This is a genomic window from Arthrobacter sp. Y3221048, assembly GCF_059092685.1.
The window spans coordinates 461,821-479,291 of the sequence record NZ_JBNHHX010000003.1 but is presented as its reverse complement, the minus strand read 5'-3'; the positions used below and the strand labels follow the sequence as shown (position 1 = coordinate 479,291).

Genomic DNA, 17,471 nt, shown 5'->3' with positions numbered 1-17,471 from the left:
TGAGGAACTGCCGATGCCGGCTACTCGCCGAACAGCCCGCGGATGTCGGTGGCGGTGAGCTTGGAGGAGAACATCGCATCGTCTTCGAGCACCGAGGCGATCAGTTTGGCCTTGCGTTCCTTCAGGGCCATGACCTTCTCTTCGATCGTCCCGCGGGCCACCATCCGGTAGACCATCACGTTCTTGGTCTGGCCGATCCGGTGCGTGCGGTCCACGGCCTGCGCCTCGGTCGCCGGGTTCCACCAGGGGTCCAGCAGGAAGCAGTAGTCGGCTTCGGTGAGGTTCAGGCCGAACCCGCCGGCCTTGAGGCTAATCAGGAACACCGGCGCGTTGCCGCTCTTGAACTTCTCAATGACCTCGGCGCGGCGGCGGGTGGAGCCGTCCAGATAGCAGTACTCGATGCCGGCCGCGTCCAACTGCTGGGCGGTCTTCTTCAGGTAGCTGGTGAACTGGCTGAAGATCAGCGCCCGATGCCCCTCGCCGAGGACGTCTTCCAGTTGCTCGAACAGGACGCCAAGCTTGCTGGAGGGGACCGACGAGTATTTCGGATCCACCAGCGAGGGGTCCAGGCTCAAGAGCCGCAACAGGGTCAGCGACTGGAAGATCGTGAACCGGTTCTTGTCCATGTCCTCGACCAGCCGCAGCACCTTCTGCCGCTCTCGCTGCAGGTGCGTGTCGTAGATCCGCCGGTGCTTGGGCGTCAGCTCCACCTCGAGGATTTGCTCCTGCTTCGCCGGCAGGTCGTCGGCGACGGCCTCCTTGCTGCGGCGCATCATCAGCGGTTTGATCCGGCGGCGCAGTTTCTGCAGCAGCTCCTTGTCCTGGCTGCGTTCGATCGGCCGCTGGTACTGGTCCACAAACCGGACCGCGGACGGGAAGAGCCCGGGCGCGACGATGGAGAAGATGGACCAGAGTTCCATGAGGTTGTTCTCCATGGGCGTGCCGGTGATCGCCATCTTGAAGGGCGCGTGCAGATCGCGGGCGCACTGGTGGACCTTGGTGGCGCGGTTCTTGACGAACTGGGCCTCATCCAGGATCAGCCCGGCCCAGTTCATCTCCTTGTAGGTGTCGAAATCCAGCCGGAACAGCGTGTAGGAAGTGACGATGACGTCGGTGTCCGCGGCGATCTCGGACAGCGGCCGGCCGCGGCTTTGGGTGTCGGTGATGCTCTCGATCCGGAGGTCGGGGGCGAAGCGCCGGCTCTCGTGGACCCAGTTGGACACCACCGAGGTGGGTGCCACGACCAGGAACGGCCTGGCGCTGGCCGGTTCGCCCTGCTGTTTGGCGTGCAGCAGCAGGGCCAGGGTCTGCAGCGTCTTGCCCAGTCCCATGTCGTCGGCCAGCACGCCGCCCAGCCGGTGCTTCCAGAGGAAGGCGAGCCAGTTGAAGCCTTCGGCCTGGTAGGGGCGGAGGTCGGCGTCCAGCCCGGCCGGCAGCGGGGTCTGTTCCACCGCTTCCAGTTCCAGCAGGCCCTGCACCGATTCGCGCCAGGTGCGCGCCTGCACCGTTTCGGTGGCGACTTCCTCCAGGTCCTCCCAGAGGGACGCCTGGTAGCGGCTGATCTGCAGCAGTTCGCCGGATTCCCGGTCCTGCATGTGGCGGGCTTCGTCCACGAGTTGGCGGAGCCGGTCAAAGACCGGCTGCTCCAGCGACAGGTAGGACTTGTCCACCAACAACAGCCTGGTCTGCCCGCGGGCCAGGGCCTTGAAGATGTTCCCGAACGGGACGGTGCGGCCGGCCACGCGGACCATGACGCCCAGGTCGAACCAGTCGCTCTCATCCGTCTCCACCGTGCTGATGGTCAGCTCGGGTGCCTCGGTGAGCTCCTCGTACTCGGGCTTGTCGCCGACAATATCCACGCGCACGCCGTCGAGCTGTTCGAGCGCCGGCAGCGCGTAGCGGGTGAAATCCACGGTGGCCATGTCCCGCAGGGTGCGCGCCGCCGTCGTGCCCACGCCCGGCACGGCTGCGGCCGCCTCCAGCAGGTCCTGCTCGGCCGGCAGATCGCGGTAGTGGCTGCCGTCGGGTTCCTCATCGACCGGCAGGCGCAGCGGTTTGTCCCCGTGGCGGTACTCGAGGTGCCAGCCGAGCTGCAGCACGTTGCCCTTGCGGTAGGACGCGGTCAGCACCAGCGCCGGGGGTACGATCTCCGGGAAGCTCACCGAGTCGTCGCTGCTGACCACAGCGATGCGCTGGCTGAGCACGGGGTAGTAGCGCTCCATGAACTGCTCGACGTCGGCGGCCGGCACGGTCAGCGGCGTGCCGGAGAGCAGCAGGTTCGCTTCCTGCTCGGTCACCGGATGCCCGGTCGGAGCCAGCGTGATGACGGTCTGTCCATCGACGGCGTAGTGGTAGACGCCATGCGTTCCGACGATGCCCGCCGTCTCGGTGGGCAGTTCCCGCCCGTCGATCCGCAGCGACGGCGTAAGGACCAAGTCGTCGGTCACCGGCCGGGTTTCTCCGGCGGATTCCGGGGCGGGGGCTTCGGCTGGAGGCTCCGCGGCGCTTTCAGCTGGAGGTTCGGGGGCTTCCGCGGCGGCGTCAGCTGGAGGTTCGGCGGCTTCGGCCACCGAGGCTGCCGCCACGCCGTCGCGGTGGGCGTCCAAACCGATGACGGCCTGTTCCCGGACCTCGACGACGGTGTCCGCCTTGGCGCCGATCAGGGCAATGCCCAGCCGCTTGGCCTCGGTGAAGAGTTCCCACAACAGCGGGCTGCTGAACTCGTCCAGGAAGAGCCAGTCGTTGTCTTCGCCGAAGTAGGTGAGGCCGGTGGCCCGGTGCAACGGCGCGAACTGGCTGAACCAGCGGTGCTGTTCGGGGTCCAGCGGCAGGCCGTACGTCTTGTAGCTGATGGTGTTCCAGCGCAGCTTGCTGCGGATCCATCGGCCGGTCTCGTTCTGCAGCACGGGACGGACCCCGACGCGGAGCCGGTTGCCGGCCTTGCGGGTCCAGCTCTGACCCGCCGCGGAGGCTTGCGGCAGGGAGAGACCCGAGGGACGGTACTGGCGGTCCTCCCGGCGACCCGGCTCCATGAGCTCGAACTGCAGCCCGAGCGGGGACGTGCTTTTCGCCTTGGCCTTTGACGGCTTGCCGGTGTCCTGCCGGGTGGAGTCCGGCTTGCCGCCAATCAGTCCCTCCAACGAATCCTGCCAGCCGGCCGGTTCCGGTTCCGGCTCGCGCGCAAAGGCCTGGCTGGAGATGACGTGCCGGCTGTTGCTGGCCAAGAGCACGGCGGCCACGTGTTTGCAGTCGTCGCCCACCGGGCAACTGCAGGAGGACGATGCCGGGCGCCACTGCCCGCCCTTGCCGGTTTCCAAATAGATCCGGCAGCGGTACGGCAAGGCGGCGGTGCCGATGACTTTGGCAGTCAGCAGCCGGACTGAGGGATCCCAGGCGGGTTCTGCGACAGAGCCGTCGGAGGCGTAAATCTTGCCGCGGGCAAAGGCGGCGCCGCCCACCAACCGGATGATTTCGCTGACGTCAACCAGCGGAAAAGTGAGAGCGGCCATGGCTTCCATCATCTCACGCTGGAACCGGCGGCCGGTCACGCTGGAACCGTCGTCCGGCACGGGCCGCTGGCGCTGTGGACGGGGGAGGACGGCGGCGGAGGGCAGGCTCCGCCGCCGTCCTGCCGTGAAAGCTACAGCGTCCTGAGGACCTTCGGCTTCTTGTCCTTGGTGTCGAGGATCAGCGCCAGCGCGATGCCGAGCAGCCAGAGGTCCTTGGCCAAGGGAGTGCCCTCGGAGCTGGGGCGGACGCCGCCTTCGGTGGTCATGTGGGGGGTGTTAAAGTACATGGCCAGCATTGAACCGGAGAAGGCGGCCAGGCCCAGGCCGGCCAGCCGGCTGGGCACGAACGGCAGCAGCAGGGCCGCGCCGAGGGCGATCTCGCCGTACGCGAGCAGTTTGCCGAACTTCTCGGGGTCCATTTCCTTCAACTGGGGGATCGCGCGGCTGCCCATCTCCTGCATGGCCGCGGCACTGTCCCTGTCCAGCTTCCGCTTGCCCAGGCCGGAGTTGAAGATGAACGCGCCGGTGGACAGGCGCAGGGGGATATGGCTCAGTTTCATCGGATGTCCTTCTCCGGTAGGTGGCTGTCATGTTCGAGCCTACGGTCCTGCCGCAGTGTCCGCTAGGGCGGGAGCACGCACGCTGGGGGAAGATCGCCGGGCCCGGTATTTATGGCACGCTGGCTCCCTAAACCGTCGCTGCCCCTAGCTCTTGGCGGCCCGGACCACGCGTGCCACTGGCCCGCTCCGCAACCGGCGCTTCCCTACTACTTCTTGGCGGCCCGGATCACGCGTGCCACCGCCCGCCCTGCCATCCAGACCAAGGGGATCAGCACGGCGTACAACGCGACGGTATTCGGCCGGAACGTGGCGGGTCCGCTGCCGTGGCCGATGTAGGCGCCGAGCGGAACAGCGCCACCGCCGCCGCCACCGCCGGCTGCGCCCTCGGAGTCGCCGCCGCCGCCGAATCCGTAGTAGACCATGGCCACGGGCACCACGGTGTCGCCGCCCACCTGCAGCGGTTCTCCGTAGGTCCGGGCAACGCCCAGGGACTTGAGCTGCTCAGCCAGCCGCTCCGGTACGGACTGCCCGGCCGGCGCGCGCTGCCCCTGCGCCAGGGAGGATCCATTGTCGGACGGGAAGGAACCAGTTTCTGTGGGCATGGCCACATCCTAGTGGAAGCAGGGAGGGCGTCCACCGGTCCTGGCTCGGGCTGAAGCTTTCACCCGGCCAGAAAGCCAAGCACGCCGCGGGCTTCGAGATTAAGGGCGCGGCGCTTGACTCTGATGGCCAGCCGGTAATAGTCCACCAGCTGCTCGCAGAGCACCGGCCAGGTGCGCCCTTGCACCGAGTCGAAAGCTGCCCTGCCCAGCGCCCGGCGCTTGGTGTCATCGCCCACCAAATCCTGGACGTACCCGCGCAGCTGGTCCAACTTCCCGGGCTCGTAGATCCAGCCGGTCCGCGAGGGGTCCACCAGGTCCACCGGACCGCCGCGGCCCACCGCCACCACGGGCACGCCGCTGGCCATGGCCTCCTGGATGGTCTGGCAGAACGTTTCCGATTCGCCCGGGTGTACAAAGAGGTCGAAGGAAGCCACATGCCGGGCCAAGTCTTCGCCGCTCTGGAAACCGGCAAAGTGTGCGCCGGGCAATATCTCCTGCAGCTCCTCCTTCAGCGGACCGGAGCCGACCACCACCAGCCGGGTGCCGGGGAGGTCGGCCAGCACGGCCAGGTCCTCCACCTGCTTCTCCGCCGCCAGGCGGCCCACGTAACCGATGATCCGCTCACCGTGCGGCGCCACGGATGCCCGCCAGCCGGCGTCGTGCTTATCCGGATGGAAACGGCTGGTGTCCACGCCGCGGCGCCACAGGTGGACGCGGATGCCGCGGCTGCGCAACTGCTCCATGGCGAACGACGACGGCGCCAGCGTCAGGGTGGAGGCCTTGTGGATGTTCTCCACTCGCTGCCACAGCAGCTCCTGCAACCACGGCGCACCGTAGCGGGCTGCGTAGGCGGGCACCTCGGTCTGGTAGATGGAGACCGTCGGCAGGCCGAGCTGCTGGGCGGCCTGCACCGCACGCCAGCCCAGGATGAAGGGCGACGCCACGTGGACCACGTCCGGACGGAAGTCAGCCAGCACCCGGCGGATGCGGGTTACGGTTCCGGCCGCCACCCGCACGTTGGGATAGCCGCGCAGCGGGATGGACGGCAGACGGTGCACAGGGTAGCCGTCCACCGTGGCCGGGGCGGTGTCTTCCAGCCAAGACGACGCCGGTGCGATCACCAGGACGTCGTCGCCGCGGCGCCGCAAGTGGGCGATCACCTGCAACAGCGACTGGGTGACCCCGTTCATGTGCGGAAGGAACGATTCGGCAACGATAGCTATCCTCACGCCTCCAGCCTGCCCGCGGCCGGCGACCGGCAGGCAAGCAGGTGTGATCGTGTCGGTGAACGGCGGCCTAACTCCACTCTGGGAGGGTGGTCGGGTGACCATGGGACTCCTGGCGCTGATCACCGGCGCAATCTTCTTCGGTTCGGTGGCCCAGCGCATCGCGGGCATCGGGTTCGCGCTGCTGGTGGCACCGATCCTGGCGATCCTGCTCGGGCCGCACGAGGGCATCATGATGATCAACATCTGCGCCGTCGTCTCCTGCGGACTGATTGTGCCCCGGGTCTGGCAGGAGATCGACTGGACCCTGCTGCTCTGGCTGTCCGTCCCTGCCGCCGCCGGCACGGTTCTGGGTTCCTGGTTCGCGGTGCAGGTCCCGCCCGCAGTGCTGTCCGCCGTCGTGGGCGGCGTGGTGATGGCCGGGCTGGCCGTCGCTGTGGCTTTGGGCCGCGCCCAAGTCACCGTTTCCGGGCAGCTGCCTAAGGTGCTCGCTGGTTTTGGCTCCGGGTTGACCAACGCGCTCGCGGGCGTGGGCGGCCCGACCGTCAGCGCGTACGCCATTTTGTCCCACTGGCCGCCGCGCCGGTTCGCGGCGACGCTGCAGCCATTCTTCCTTCAGCTGTGCCTCATCACCGTCGGCGCCAAGCTGGCGGTGGATCCGGGCAGCGTGCCGCACTTGCAGTGGTGGATGTGGGCGGTGATTGTGCTCTCGATCATCATGGGCATCGTTGCCGGCGAACGGCTCGGCCGGCGGCTGCGGGACGAGCACGCCAGGACCGCAGTTGTCGTGCTCGCCTTTCTGGGTGCGGCCGGTGCGCTGGCCAAGGGACTGGCGGACCTGCTGGCCTGAAGGCACTTTTCCGATATTTTATGCGGCCGGAAATCGGGGCTGGCTTTATTTCCCAAAGCGGGTATGGTCTTTAGCAAGACATCCCGCTTGAGAAAGAGGAGCACGAATGTCAGGTAAAACGCCGTCACGCGAGAGTGCCAAAAAACAGGGCAGAAGCATTAAAGAAAAGCGTGCCGAAAAGCGCGAAAAGGCGGTCTTGGAGAACGAAACCGTTCCCAAGCGCCGCAAGCGCTAGCACGCCGGAACCGCCGGGGTCCGCGCAAACGGCAGCGCGATGCGGGGCTGCAGTTCGAGGGGCGCGGACCAGCGGGTCCGGAAGAACCGCGGGAACACGGTTCTTGCAGACTGGCGGAGCCACGGAAAGAGTCCGCGGAATTTGTTTTCCTGCGTTGAATTTCCGTTGAGCGAATATCCGCCTGCGGGGCGGCCGGATTGATGTCAAATGTCATCCGGCCGCCCATTCTATTTTTCCAGCATTGTACGAAAAGCAGCCCGGGTATCGCGTTGCAATCGAGGCCTCGCTGGCTCTAGCGACGTCGGCGCCCCCTGCCAAGCAACGCCCGCCGCCAATAGGGCCGGCGCCCGTTGCGTCGGCAACGTCGGCGGCCGCTGGCGGTGTGCCGATGGCCACGGCACCGAGTCGCTGAACGGGCAAGGGCGGCCGGACTGGCACCATAGAAGCAATGAAACTCACGTCGCGACCGGACGGTCAGGCCGGACTGCCGATGCCCCTGTGGCTGCAGGGTGTCTTCGAGTTCTTTCAGTGCGCCCTGCTCTCGGCCATCCTGGTGTTGCTGCCGCTGGTGGGTGTGTGGTTCGCGGACGGTTTCGACGACCGCAGTTTCGATTCGCTCGCCCGGCTCGGTGGCCAGGCGTGGCTGCTGATCCACGGCGTCCCACTGGAGTTGGCCATCCAGACCGGCTCAAGTTCGGCGGAAACGCTGCGCGGCACGATATCGCTGGTGCCGCTGGGACTCATGCTCGTCCCGTTCTTTCTGTCTTGGCGCGCCGGACGGCGCCTTGCACGGGCGTCCTACACCGACCAGCTCTGGCAGGCGCTGATCGGCGCGCTGGGAACCTACGCTGCGGCGGGAGGCGCAACCGCCTATATGGTGCGCACCGACGAAGTGAATATCTCCACTCTGGCCGGCGCGCTCATCCCGCTTTTGCCCGCCGGTGCCGGGCTGATCGTCGGCGCGTACCGGGAGGCGGGATCGTGGGGGCGGTTGATCGGCGTGGATGCGGCAGCATGGGTGGCACGTACCAGCCAGCACTCACGCTGGGCCGGGTCTTACGTCTGGGCAGCCGTCCGCGCGGGACTGCTGGCGGTGACGGCCGCGGTGTCACTCTCGGCACTGCTGCTCGCCGTGGATCTCGGCCTGCACTGGGCTGAAATCGTGGAGATTTACGAACAGCTCGGCGCGGGCATTATCGGCGGTGCCGTGCTGACGGTGGCGCAGCTTGGGCTGGTCCCGAATTTCGTGGTGTGGACGCTGGCATGGTCCTCGGGGGCCGGCTTCGCTATCGGATCCGGCAGTTCCATCGGGCCGCTGGCCACCACGGTGGGCCCGATGCCGGCGTTTCCGGTGCTGGGCGCGCTGCCTACCGGCGAGCTGACCTACGGACTCGCGGCTCTGGCCTTGCCCGTGCTTGCCGGGGTGTTGGCCGGATGGTGGTTCCTGCGCGAGGGCGAGAACCATTTCGACGAGTGGCTCTCCATCAAGATCCAAGCCCGCTGGTTCACCGCATCCGGATCCACGGTGGTCCTGGGGCTGTTCGTTGGGTCTGTTGCCGGGGCCGCGGCCGCCGGGTTGGTGTGGCTGTCCAACGGTTCGCTGGGCATCGGGCGGTTGACGGAGATCGGACCGGATCCGGTCTGGACCGCCCTCTGGGTAGCGGGCGAGGTCGCCGTGGGAACGATGCTCGGCTACGCGGTGGCCCCCTGGCTGGAACGCGAACCGGCCAAGTCCCGCAGCCGGAAATAACCTACGGGTTCAGCAGATCGTTCAGGTTCAGCAGCTTGTCCTCATAGGCGGCCAGGCATTCTTCGCGTGCGGACTGCGTGACAGCCATCTGGTTGCAAGCCTCGAAATCGGCCGTCAGCGGCCAGAAGAGCACCTGCGCCAGCGTGGTCAGCAGGAAGAATCCGCTCGCGCCGATGCCCAGTACATAGGTAAGCCGGAGCGAGCCCGGCAGACCGGCGCGCACCGCTTTGACCAATCCGACCACGGCCACCACGACGCTTGCCACGGCCAGCACGGGAGCCACGGCCTTCCAGGGGAGCGGGAGCGCCGTTGCCAGGAAGGTGGAAGCCAGTAACAGCAGCAAAACACGGATGAAAAGCCCCGCCGACTTGGTCTGTTCCTCGGTCGGCGCCGGGCGCGTGTTCTGCAACATGGGTTTAAGCCTAGGCGAGAGAGACGCATAAAGTTGCTTCCATGCGCATCGTGGTCCTCGTTTCCGGTTCCGGCACCAATCTTCAGGCCGTTATCGACGCTATCGGCGACGGCCGCCTGGATGCCGAGATCGTTGCAGTGGGCAGCGACGTGCCCGGCTGCCGCGGCCTGGAACGTGCCGCCGCGGCGGGCATTGAGACGTTCACCGTGGCTCCCGGGGACTTCGCCACCCGGCCGGAATGGAACCGGGCCTTGGAAGAGGCCGCCGCGGCCTTCCAGCCGGATGTGGTGCTGCTGGCAGGGTTCATGCGGATCCTCGACGCCGGATTTGTCGCCCGCTTTGAGGGCCGGCTGGTCAATACCCACCCGGCGCTGTTGCCCTCGTTCCCCGGCGCCCACGGCGTGCGCGATGCCCTGGCCCACGGCGTCAAGATCACCGGCGTGACGGTGCATTTGGTCGATTCCGGTGTCGACACCGGACCCATCCTCGCCCAGGCGGCAGTGCCGGTGCTCGACGACGACACCGAAGAATCCCTCCACGAGCGGATCAAGGTGGAGGAACGCCAACTTCTGGTGCAGACCCTCGCCAAGCTGGCCTAGCCTCAGCTGAACAACGACGCCGGTGCCTCGCCACGACGCGCTGGCTCGCTTTTCCCTTGCACACCGCCGCATGGCCTGCCGCTGTCAAGGGAAGCCGGAGGTTTTGACCTGCTGCAGACCAAACCTGTGGAAAACCCCGCATCCGCTGAGGCGTCTGGTTAGACTGGCACGCACCTAGCGTCTAGCCCGACCAGCACGGGGGTCTGAGTGAGCCAGCAGCTACCACTCTCAGTAACAACGCGCGCCGCCAGAATCATCGCCCCGCTCATCGCAGCGGCGGCCCTCGCCCTATCAGGCTGCACCGGCCCTGCCGGAGCCGAGCCCTCCGGTGCGCCTCAACCCGCTACTTCTACGGCATCCAGCGAGACTCCGACGCCGGCTCCAACGGCGTCAGCCGCGCCGACCTACAAACCGGCAACCGAGGAAGGCCCCGCGGAAAATGTGCCAGTGCCAGAACTCCCAGAGGCCGCCACAGAAAAGACTGAACAGGGATTAACAGCGTTCTCGGCTTACTGGCTAGAAACGATGACCTACGCGTATGCAACAGGCGATTTGGGGCCAATGAAGGCCATCAGCGGCGACAATTGCACCGCCTGCCAAAATGCAGCGAGTGGCATTCCCGATATTTACGCGGGGGGCGGATGGGTTGTTGGCGGTGCGCTAACTCCCGCAACAGCACAAACGAACTTCAAGCCTACGTCAGATGGCGAATACCAGATCCTATTCCAGCATGCGCAAGAGGCAATCGACGTTTACAGTTCTGACGGTAGTAGCATGCTCAACGGCGAACCGGTTGATTCGTCAGTGCTGATAATGATTGCAATATACGAAGATGGGCATTGGGTGGCAAAAAACGTCGAGAAAATTGGTTGAGGATGATCGGGCGCGTCACGCAGCTTCTGAGTACGGCTGTGTTGTGCATGTCCCTGACACTGATCTCAGCGCCATCCATGGCTGATCGTATCGACGGCATTTACCTGGACGACTACGCTACTGCAGAATCGTGGCTGCGGGACCCAGCATCCGGCATGTGGCACCGATCCTTCAGTGCCCTGCCAACGGACCCGAATGAATATCGGTTCGAGCCGCTTTGTTTGGAGGACAAGAGCCACCAAAGCGCCCCTTGCTTGGAGCAACGAGACCGATGCACTGAGGGGGAAAGGCCGCGACTGGTGCAGTGGTACACCGGCCTTATAGGAACTGACCGGTCCAGTTGGATGCCTCTCGGTAACCCTGCATGTATCTATTCAGAGGATCCTGTCGATGTTCTTGAAGAAATCGCCTCGCGTATTCAGCATCAGTTTGAGCAACGTCCGGTGGTGGCGGGAGAGGTCTTACTTCAGCCGAATGAACACACACTCAGGGGAGCTCACACAAACATTTACGCCGTGGCTAATGAGCAGGTCTTCGAACTCAATATGCTCGGCCAAGAAGTCGTGATTCGGGTTGAGCCCGTGGGTTATGCCTGGACTTATGGGGACGGTAGTGGTTTTGGCCCCGTCTCAGACCCAGGCGGGCCGGTGCCACCCGAACGCTGGGGTGAGCAGACGGCCACGAGTCACGTCTACCAACACACGGGAGACTTTCAGATCCTCCTGACTACCACTTTCAGGGGCTACTACTCTGTGAATGGGGGCCAAGAGATTCCGATTCCCAACACTGCTGATTTCGGTTCCGCTCCTGTGGCGATCAGCGTCTGGCGCTCTGTGGTCAATAACTATGCGGATAACTGCCTCGAGAATACCGAGGGCGCGGGCTGTTAGTTGAGAATCATTTTTGCGCTGTGAGCTGCAACACCTGAAGCACTTTTTTCAGATTTTCGGGTCGGCCCGGCGATAGGGTATGTGACGGTGCTGTCGCCGCCGAGACGCGCAGCAGTCGGCACCATCACACCGTAATCCCAGGGGGAGACCATGAAGAAGTTTGATGATGTCGGGTGCTGTGTTGGCCGCGGCAGCAATTGCACTTGTCGGCTGCGGCAGCGAAGCCGGTTCCGACAAGCCAGCCGATAGCAACAAACCGGTGGCGGCTACCACCGAAGCGCCGGCGCAGAACGTGCGGACTCCGGAAAAGAACGATCGGATGGCCGAGGACACCGCCGAAGGCCTGGCGTCCTTCACGTACTACTACTTTGACGCCAAGAATTACGCGGTCCAGACCGGTGAAGCAGACCTGATGCGTGAAGTTGCCGCGGATTGCGCAAGCTGCATGGCCGAGGCTGACGCCCTCGAGGCCGTTTACGCGGGCGGTGGCTGGATTGCCGGCGGGCAGCCGAAGGCGCTGAACGTCGTGGCGTTGGATGAGGCCAAGGACGAGGCGGGCAACCTGAGCGCCGTGGTTCCGTTTAATGGAAGATGCCCGCACCACCTTGGACAAGGACGGCCAGACCGTCGAGACCAAGAAATGGGACTCGGACGGAACCACTCTGACGGTGACTGCCAACTACGCCGACGGCGCGTGGTCGATGGTGTCGGTCGAAGAGACGCCGGACGCCGAGATCCCCGAGTAAACACCCGGACACGTCCAATGCGCGTGCGCCCTTCCGCCTGCTGACGGGAGGGCGCTTTGCGTCTGCGGCACTGGGTCGGCAAACGTCGGCACTAAAGAAGCTCGGCGCCCTTGGTCTCGGGGGAGAAGCGCGCCATCCACAACACGGCGAGCAGCACCAGGACTCCGGCGATGGCGAACGACCAAGCCAGCCCCAGATAGGGCCACATGACCGAGGCGAAGATGAGCGGGCCGAAGCCCGCGCCAACGCGGGAGAACGTCGACGCCCAGCCGAAGCCTGACCCGCGCAGCTCGGTGGGGTAGAGCTCGGAGACGTAGGTATACAGCACCGGGATAGCAATCTGCACGATCATGCCGTAGGCCAGCAGCAGCGTAACGACCGCCGGGGGGACATCGATCATGAGTGCGACGACGACCAGCGTCAGTGCGGACAACGGCCCGGTGATGGCGAGGATCCACTTCCGCCCGGTCTTCTCGACGAAGTAGGCGGCGATGACGACGCCCACCAGACCGACCGCGGCCATGCCGGCTGTAGTTAGGAACGCCCGCGCCGCTGCGAATCCGGCGTCGATCAGGATGACCGGCATCCAGGTCAGGGCAAGGTAGTAGACGAGCAGGATGCTGAAAAACAAGGCCCACGCCGCCGTCGTAATTTTCCAGTTGAATTTCCAGACTGCGCGGAACTGCGCCAAGACGTTGACGGCAGACAACCGCGGCGCTTCGCTCGGTTCAGGCAGCCGCCATTCACGAACGGTCGCGCCGGTTCGCTGGATCATGCTGTTGATGACCTGCTCGGCCTCCGCCGTTCGGCCCCGGCTTACCAGATAGAGCGGGGATTCAGGCACCGACCGGCGGACCCAGAAGACCAGCAGCGCAGGCAAAACCATGATCAGCATGGTGAAGCGCCAATCGGCCACGGTGGCCATGATGAGGGCCGAGACGACACCGCAGAGTGCAGCCCCGACCGGCCACCAGCCGTCCATGGCTGTGAGGACGCGCCCGCGAAGGCGCCGCGGTGTGAATTCGCCGACCAGCGCATAGTCCACGGGAACGCAACCCCCAAGTCCGAACCCCGCAATGAACCGGAAAACGCAGAACCAGACAATGTCCGGGGCGAAGGCTCCGAGGACCGTGAAGATTGAGAAGACCAGCAACGTGGCAGCAAACGCCGTTTTACGGCCGATGATGTCCGCAATCGATCCCCAGATGAAGGCGCCCAGAGCCATGCCGATCAGGTTGGCGGTGCCGATCCAGGCGGCCTGCGCCGGAACGAGGTCCCAATGGTCGGACAGCAGCGGGATCAGGACGCCGTTAAGCGTGACGTCCCACGCGTCGAACATGAAGCCGAGGCCGCCAAGCAGAAAGATCTTGCCCTGCACCCGCCAGCGCCAGGGGAGTTCCTGCACGATCTGGTCGCCGGTGGGCAGGTGAGCGGTCTGCGTCATTCGTGGCCTTCCTGGGGAGTTGCTATGGATACTTTAGTCGCGCGGCAGATGAGAACGTTCTCATTGAGTTCTCCTGAACCTCTCACGTTGGACGTGCATTGTTGAGTCATCAGCACCCCACCGCACGATGGAAGGCAGCAACATGAACAAGCGCACTCTGTGGATCGCAACCGGAACTCTGGGCGTCATGGCAATCGGTGCCGGCGCCGCCGTCGCGGACTCCGGCTTCGGGAGCCAGGATCTGGGACCGGGCATCGTCCAGACCGCGCAAGCACCGGCTGTTGCCCCCGTCGTGAACACCAGCGTGTCCCCGGCGGCGGTGAATCTGGACCAGCAGGATGTGAAGACCGCGACGTCCGCCGTTACTGCCCAGAGCCCGGCCAGCCCGGTGTCCGCCCAGAGCGCGCCGTCACCGGTATCCGCCCAGTCACCCGCCAGCCCGGTCTCGGCCCAGAGCGCTCCCTCACCCGTGTCGGCGCAGTCCGCAGCTTCGGCCCCGAGCGCTCAGAGTGCTGACTGACTGGGAGAACCAAAAGCGCGTCGGGTCCCCGAGGTTTCCCAAGCGCCGGGTCCTGGCGCAGCAAGCCGCACGTACCAGGGCCGTGAGGTGGCTGGCCGGCCTCAGTAGTCCACCACCCGCCCGAATGACGGCGGTGCCTGCGGCAGGCGGCCGCAGGAGATGCGGCTGCGGAGCGGCTGGAACACGTGCGGTGGCAGGTCAAGGGCGGCGGCGAAGTCCTGTTCGGAGGTGAACCCGCCGCGCTCCTCCCTGACCTGGACGGCCTTCTTCGCGAGCGCACGCGAGAATCCGGGCAGCGTTTCGAGCTCGCGGGGGGTGGCCGCATTCACATCAACCGGTTCGATCGTGGCATCGGCCTTCGGCTGTGATGCAACCGCCGGAGCCGCAGCCTGCGGGGCTGGTGCTCCGGCAGGGGCTGTCTGGCCCCGGCCAGCCGCACGGGACTCCCCGGAAGTACCCGCTCTGGGGGCCGAGGCGCCGTTGCGGGTACCGGCACGGCTACGGGGCGCCGACCTGGGGCTGCTCGGGCCGGACCGGTTGCGCGACCGTCCGCGGGAGTTAAGTTGGCTACCGGAGCGCGACCGTGTAGTTGCCCCCGTGGTGCGCGAAGGACGGGCCGCGCCGCGGTCGCGGTCCCACTTGAACCGCAGATACTCGGGATTGATGGCCACGGCGAAGCTGCTGCCGGCCAGCCAGCATGTCAGGAGCAGCCACGTTGCGATTTCTTCCTGCACTCCGGTGCCGTCGACCAGGGCCATGGCCACGCCGGTGAGGGTGAGGTGGACCAGGCCGAGGATCCACCACAGCGGCCGCCCCGCCCGTGAACCGACCACCAGCAGGGCAGCCCCGCCCAGGAACCCGAAGGTTCCCAAGGGGACCAGCAGCCAGAGGCTCTGGCGCAGATTCCACTTCAGGCTCGGTTGGGCCGATGACATCAGTAATCCACCGACCTTCCGAAAGGAACTGGTTTGGCCGGCGGAAGTTTGCAGACCACCAGCCGGTTCAGCCTTGCCTGCTCTGGTCTGGGCACGTCCAGCGCGGCGGCGAAGTCCGCCACGGTTCGAAAGGGGCCGCGCTCCTGGCGCAACCGCACGGCCTTGCGCGCCTTGTGCCTGCTGATCCCGGGCAGCTTCTGCAGGGCTGCCGCCGGCGCAGTGTTCACGTCCACGGGCTCGGCCGGCGGCGCGGAAAACGTACCGGCTCCCAAATTGGTCGTGCCCGCGTAATAACTGGCGGCGTCGAGCCGGGGATCGTTGAGGAGTTCGGCGGCGGCACCCACAGGGGCGGGGGTTGTTCCTGCAGGGAGCGGCGCGGCGGTGCGGGGTCGACGGCGGAACAGTGCCCGGACGGTGGGCATCGCCGTCGTGCTGTCCATGGCGCTGTCCGCTGGGGTCCGGCGGACGAGGGCAGTCCACGCGCTGCCGGAGGAGCGGGACGCCTGGGCCCAGCGGTTGCGCAGCCAGGCCGGATTGATGCCCAGCGCATGCAGCGAGCTGATGGCCCAGAGCAGGAGGCGGGCCGTGGGGCCGGCTTCTTCGTTCATGAACAGCGAAACCAGCAGCGCGACCAGGTAGAGGCCGCCGGCGGACATCCAGGCAGCGCGGCGCGCCAGCAGGCCCATGATCAAGAACCCGGCCCAACCCATGACCCCGACGCCGAACAGCGGCAGCAGCAGCCACAGGCTGGCGACGCCCAGCCAGAGGACCGGTGGCGTTCCGGTCCGGCCCGTGAGCGCGGCGGGATGCTCAGCGGCGGACATTCAGGACCATGGTGACGCTCTGGTCTTCCTCGACCGTCTCCGATGCGAGTTGCAAACCGGCGGTGTGCGCGCGCTCCCGCAGCTTCTCCACGACCGCCTGCTGGACCCGCCGGGCGTAGGCCGCGTCGATGGCCTGGACAATCTCGGCCGCGCGGCGCCGGTCGATGTCCTCGCCGCTGAAGTGGACCTGCCAGATGCCGTCGGCGTCGCGTTCGAAGACCGCCGCCACGTCTGCCCAGGCGGCGTCGATGGAAACCTCGGTGACACGCGCGACCTTGGCCTGCGTATCTTCCAGGGCGGCCTGCAGCAGGTTTAGGTCCCGCATCCGGGTGCCCACCTGGACCTGGGGCACGGCTTCGACCTCCGGCATTGTGTCCGAGGCGCGGCTCTTGGCCCTGCCCTCGAAGGCGGCATTGACCGTGGCGACGGCGGCGATGGCCGCGGGGATGAGCAGAACGGAAACACTCATGGGGTTTCTCCTAGTTGAGCGCCGGCCGGAACCGGACGGGGCATGGTGGCGGGGGCGAGCGGGCGGCGGTCGGCACCCGGGCGGTCGGCCCGGGCGCCGAGGTCCGCCAGCAGGGCGTCCAGTTGGTCGTCGGTGGCCCAGCCGTTCAGTCCGACGGTGCCGTCGGCCGCGACCCGGATCTCGATCCGGTCCGGTTGGGCCGCGATGTCCTCCAGCAGGTCGCGGTAGCGTTCGGTCAGCGCGGTCAGGCCCTGGTTGGTGGAACCGATCCAGGGCCGGTGCAGTTCCGGCCGGTCCCGCAGGTACGGTCCGTCGGCGAGCAGGTCGGTGGCAGCCAGCAGGCCGGCGATGTCTTCGCGGTCCGTGGCCCACCTCCGCAGGTCACGGTGCAGGTAGCCCGTGAACGTCATCACGGACAGGCCGGCCGCTTGGAAGGCGCGCGCGACGACGGCGCTGGCCGCCGCCTGTTCGAAGGGTTCGCCTCCCAGCAGGGTCAGGCCTTCGGCGCCCGCGGCCACCGCCTGCTCGACGAGGTCGGCGGCGAATTGCCGGGTCGGGACGAGCTCGGCGCCGCGGGCGGCCCAGAGGTGGGGATTGAAGCACCCGGGGCACCGGATGGAACAGCCTTGCAGCCAGAGCGCGGCGCGCCGGCCCGGTCCCTCGGCCTCGGTGGCCGGGAGGAACCGCGCGTGACGGATGAGTCCGGCATCGGCCGGCGCCGGAGCGGAGCCGTTGTTAAGGCGGGGCTCCAGGACCGGGCCGCCCGGCTGCCCGGGCGCTCCGGGGCTACCGCTCGGCTGACTCATTGTGGACGTAGTCGCTGGTGGTGGCGGCGGTGCGGTTAAAGTCCTCGGTGTAGGAACTGGAGACGCTCTCGGCCTCCAGGAGATCCTCCAAAACCGTGATGTAGTCCAGGCACTCGGCGCCGAAGATGTTGCGCGTCTCGGCCGATACCGCGCCATCGGGCCTGACCGTGACAATCAGTTGTTGCTGGTCCATAGCTTTTCCTTCGAGGAGTCGGGTGTTG

General features: G+C 66.5%; 19 protein-coding genes and 1 pseudogene. 9 read left to right on the top strand and 11 right to left on the bottom strand.

Going from position 1 to position 17,471, the window contains the following annotated elements; all coding sequences use genetic code 11:
• Window positions 1–20: 20 nt before the first annotated feature.
• The 4 genes from AC5RVS_RS11025 to AC5RVS_RS11010 form a co-directional block, all read right to left on the bottom strand.
• Complete coding sequence (locus AC5RVS_RS11025) at window positions 21–3,509, bottom strand: DEAD/DEAH box helicase (RefSeq protein WP_494108146.1); 3,489 nt, start codon at window positions 3,507–3,509, stop codon at window positions 21–23.
• A 131-nt stretch (window positions 3,510–3,640) separates the two neighbouring features.
• A complete protein-coding gene (locus AC5RVS_RS11020) occupies window positions 3,641–4,069 on the bottom strand; it encodes a DoxX family protein (protein ID WP_494108145.1) in 429 nt (142 codons plus the stop codon).
• A 206-nt stretch (window positions 4,070–4,275) separates the two neighbouring features.
• A complete protein-coding gene (locus AC5RVS_RS11015; RefSeq protein ID WP_494108144.1) occupies window positions 4,276–4,671 on the bottom strand; it encodes a hypothetical protein in 396 nt (131 codons plus the stop codon).
• A gap of 59 nt (window positions 4,672–4,730) precedes the next feature.
• Window positions 4,731–5,900 carry a glycosyltransferase family 4 protein gene (locus AC5RVS_RS11010; RefSeq protein WP_494108143.1) on the bottom strand — a complete coding sequence of 390 codons (1,170 nt, stop codon included), beginning with the start codon at window positions 5,898–5,900 and terminating at the stop codon, window positions 4,731–4,733.
• A 100-nt stretch (window positions 5,901–6,000) separates the two neighbouring features.
• Here AC5RVS_RS11010 and AC5RVS_RS11005 point away from each other — a divergent pair, with 100 nt between their 5' ends.
• From AC5RVS_RS11005 to AC5RVS_RS10995, 3 genes are all read left to right on the top strand, one after another.
• Window positions 6,001–6,747, top strand: a complete 747-nt coding sequence (locus tag AC5RVS_RS11005) for a sulfite exporter TauE/SafE family protein (RefSeq protein ID WP_494108392.1) — start codon at window positions 6,001–6,003, stop codon at window positions 6,745–6,747.
• Between the two features lie 106 nt (window positions 6,748–6,853).
• A complete protein-coding gene (locus AC5RVS_RS11000; protein ID WP_493978854.1) occupies window positions 6,854–6,982 on the top strand; it encodes a hypothetical protein in 129 nt (42 codons plus the stop codon).
• 448 nt (window positions 6,983–7,430) lie between these two features.
• The gene (locus AC5RVS_RS10995) at window positions 7,431–8,732 is read left to right on the top strand and encodes a cell division protein PerM (protein ID WP_494108142.1); all 1,302 of its coding nucleotides are present in this window, start codon (window positions 7,431–7,433) and stop codon (window positions 8,730–8,732) included.
• 1 nt (window position 8,733) lies between these two features.
• Here the strand turns inward: AC5RVS_RS10995 and AC5RVS_RS10990 are convergent, their stop codons facing one another.
• Entirely contained in the window at window positions 8,734–9,144 is a 411-nt protein-coding gene (locus tag AC5RVS_RS10990; RefSeq protein WP_494108141.1) for a hypothetical protein, read from the bottom strand.
• A gap of 41 nt (window positions 9,145–9,185) precedes the next feature.
• Between AC5RVS_RS10990 and purN the strand changes: the two genes are divergently transcribed.
• The 5 genes and pseudogenes from purN to AC5RVS_RS10965 all read left to right on the top strand — a co-directional run bounded on the left by purN (window position 9,186) and on the right by AC5RVS_RS10965 (window position 12,252).
• Window positions 9,186–9,743: a phosphoribosylglycinamide formyltransferase gene (gene purN, locus AC5RVS_RS10985; protein ID WP_494108140.1), complete on the top strand. Its 558-nt coding sequence runs from the start codon at window positions 9,186–9,188 to the stop codon at window positions 9,741–9,743.
• Between the two features lie 207 nt (window positions 9,744–9,950).
• Entirely contained in the window at window positions 9,951–10,616 is a 666-nt protein-coding gene (locus AC5RVS_RS10980) for a DUF6318 family protein (protein ID WP_494108139.1), read from the top strand.
• A gap of 299 nt (window positions 10,617–10,915) precedes the next feature.
• Window positions 10,916–11,506 carry a hypothetical protein gene (locus AC5RVS_RS10975; protein ID WP_494108138.1) on the top strand — a complete coding sequence of 197 codons (591 nt, stop codon included), beginning with the start codon at window positions 10,916–10,918 and terminating at the stop codon, window positions 11,504–11,506.
• A gap of 163 nt (window positions 11,507–11,669) precedes the next feature.
• A pseudogene (locus AC5RVS_RS10970) lies at window positions 11,670–12,020 on the top strand (DUF6318 family protein); the annotation flags it as partial.
• Window positions 12,021–12,090: 70 nt separating this feature from the next.
• A complete protein-coding gene (locus tag AC5RVS_RS10965; protein WP_494108402.1) occupies window positions 12,091–12,252 on the top strand; it encodes a hypothetical protein in 162 nt (53 codons plus the stop codon).
• A 91-nt stretch (window positions 12,253–12,343) separates the two neighbouring features.
• On the opposite strand, the gene AC5RVS_RS10960 is transcribed toward AC5RVS_RS10965, so the two are convergent.
• Entirely contained in the window at window positions 12,344–13,696 is a 1,353-nt protein-coding gene (locus AC5RVS_RS10960; protein ID WP_494108137.1) for an MFS transporter, read from the bottom strand.
• Window positions 13,697–13,838: 142 nt separating this feature from the next.
• Here AC5RVS_RS10960 and AC5RVS_RS10955 point away from each other — a divergent pair, with 142 nt between their 5' ends.
• Window positions 13,839–14,216 (top strand): hypothetical protein, encoded by a 378-nt coding sequence (locus AC5RVS_RS10955; RefSeq protein WP_494108136.1) that lies wholly within the window; start codon window positions 13,839–13,841, stop codon window positions 14,214–14,216.
• Window positions 14,217–14,317: 101 nt separating this feature from the next.
• Here AC5RVS_RS10955 and AC5RVS_RS10950 read toward each other — a convergent pair whose 3' ends face one another.
• From AC5RVS_RS10950 to AC5RVS_RS10930, 5 genes are read right to left on the bottom strand one after another with little or no spacing between them, the layout of a single operon-like run.
• On the bottom strand, window positions 14,318–15,151 hold the full coding sequence (locus AC5RVS_RS10950) for a ComEA family DNA-binding protein (protein ID WP_494108135.1): 834 nt from the start codon (window positions 15,149–15,151) through the stop codon (window positions 14,318–14,320).
• Window positions 15,151–15,975 carry a ComEA family DNA-binding protein gene (locus tag AC5RVS_RS10945; protein WP_494108134.1) on the bottom strand — a complete coding sequence of 275 codons (825 nt, stop codon included), beginning with the start codon at window positions 15,973–15,975 and terminating at the stop codon, window positions 15,151–15,153. The genes AC5RVS_RS10950 and AC5RVS_RS10945 overlap by 1 nt, the downstream gene beginning before the upstream one ends.
• On the bottom strand, window positions 15,962–16,444 hold the full coding sequence (locus AC5RVS_RS10940) for a hypothetical protein (protein WP_494108133.1): 483 nt from the start codon (window positions 16,442–16,444) through the stop codon (window positions 15,962–15,964). The genes AC5RVS_RS10945 and AC5RVS_RS10940 overlap by 14 nt, the downstream gene beginning before the upstream one ends.
• A complete protein-coding gene (locus AC5RVS_RS10935; protein WP_494108132.1) occupies window positions 16,441–17,250 on the bottom strand; it encodes a 4Fe-4S single cluster domain-containing protein in 810 nt (269 codons plus the stop codon). The genes AC5RVS_RS10940 and AC5RVS_RS10935 overlap by 4 nt, the downstream gene beginning before the upstream one ends.
• Complete coding sequence (locus AC5RVS_RS10930; RefSeq protein WP_493987854.1) at window positions 17,231–17,443, bottom strand: DUF2997 domain-containing protein; 213 nt, start codon at window positions 17,441–17,443, stop codon at window positions 17,231–17,233. Before AC5RVS_RS10930 ends, AC5RVS_RS10935 begins: the two co-directional genes overlap by 20 nt.
• Window positions 17,444–17,471 lie beyond the last annotated feature (28 nt).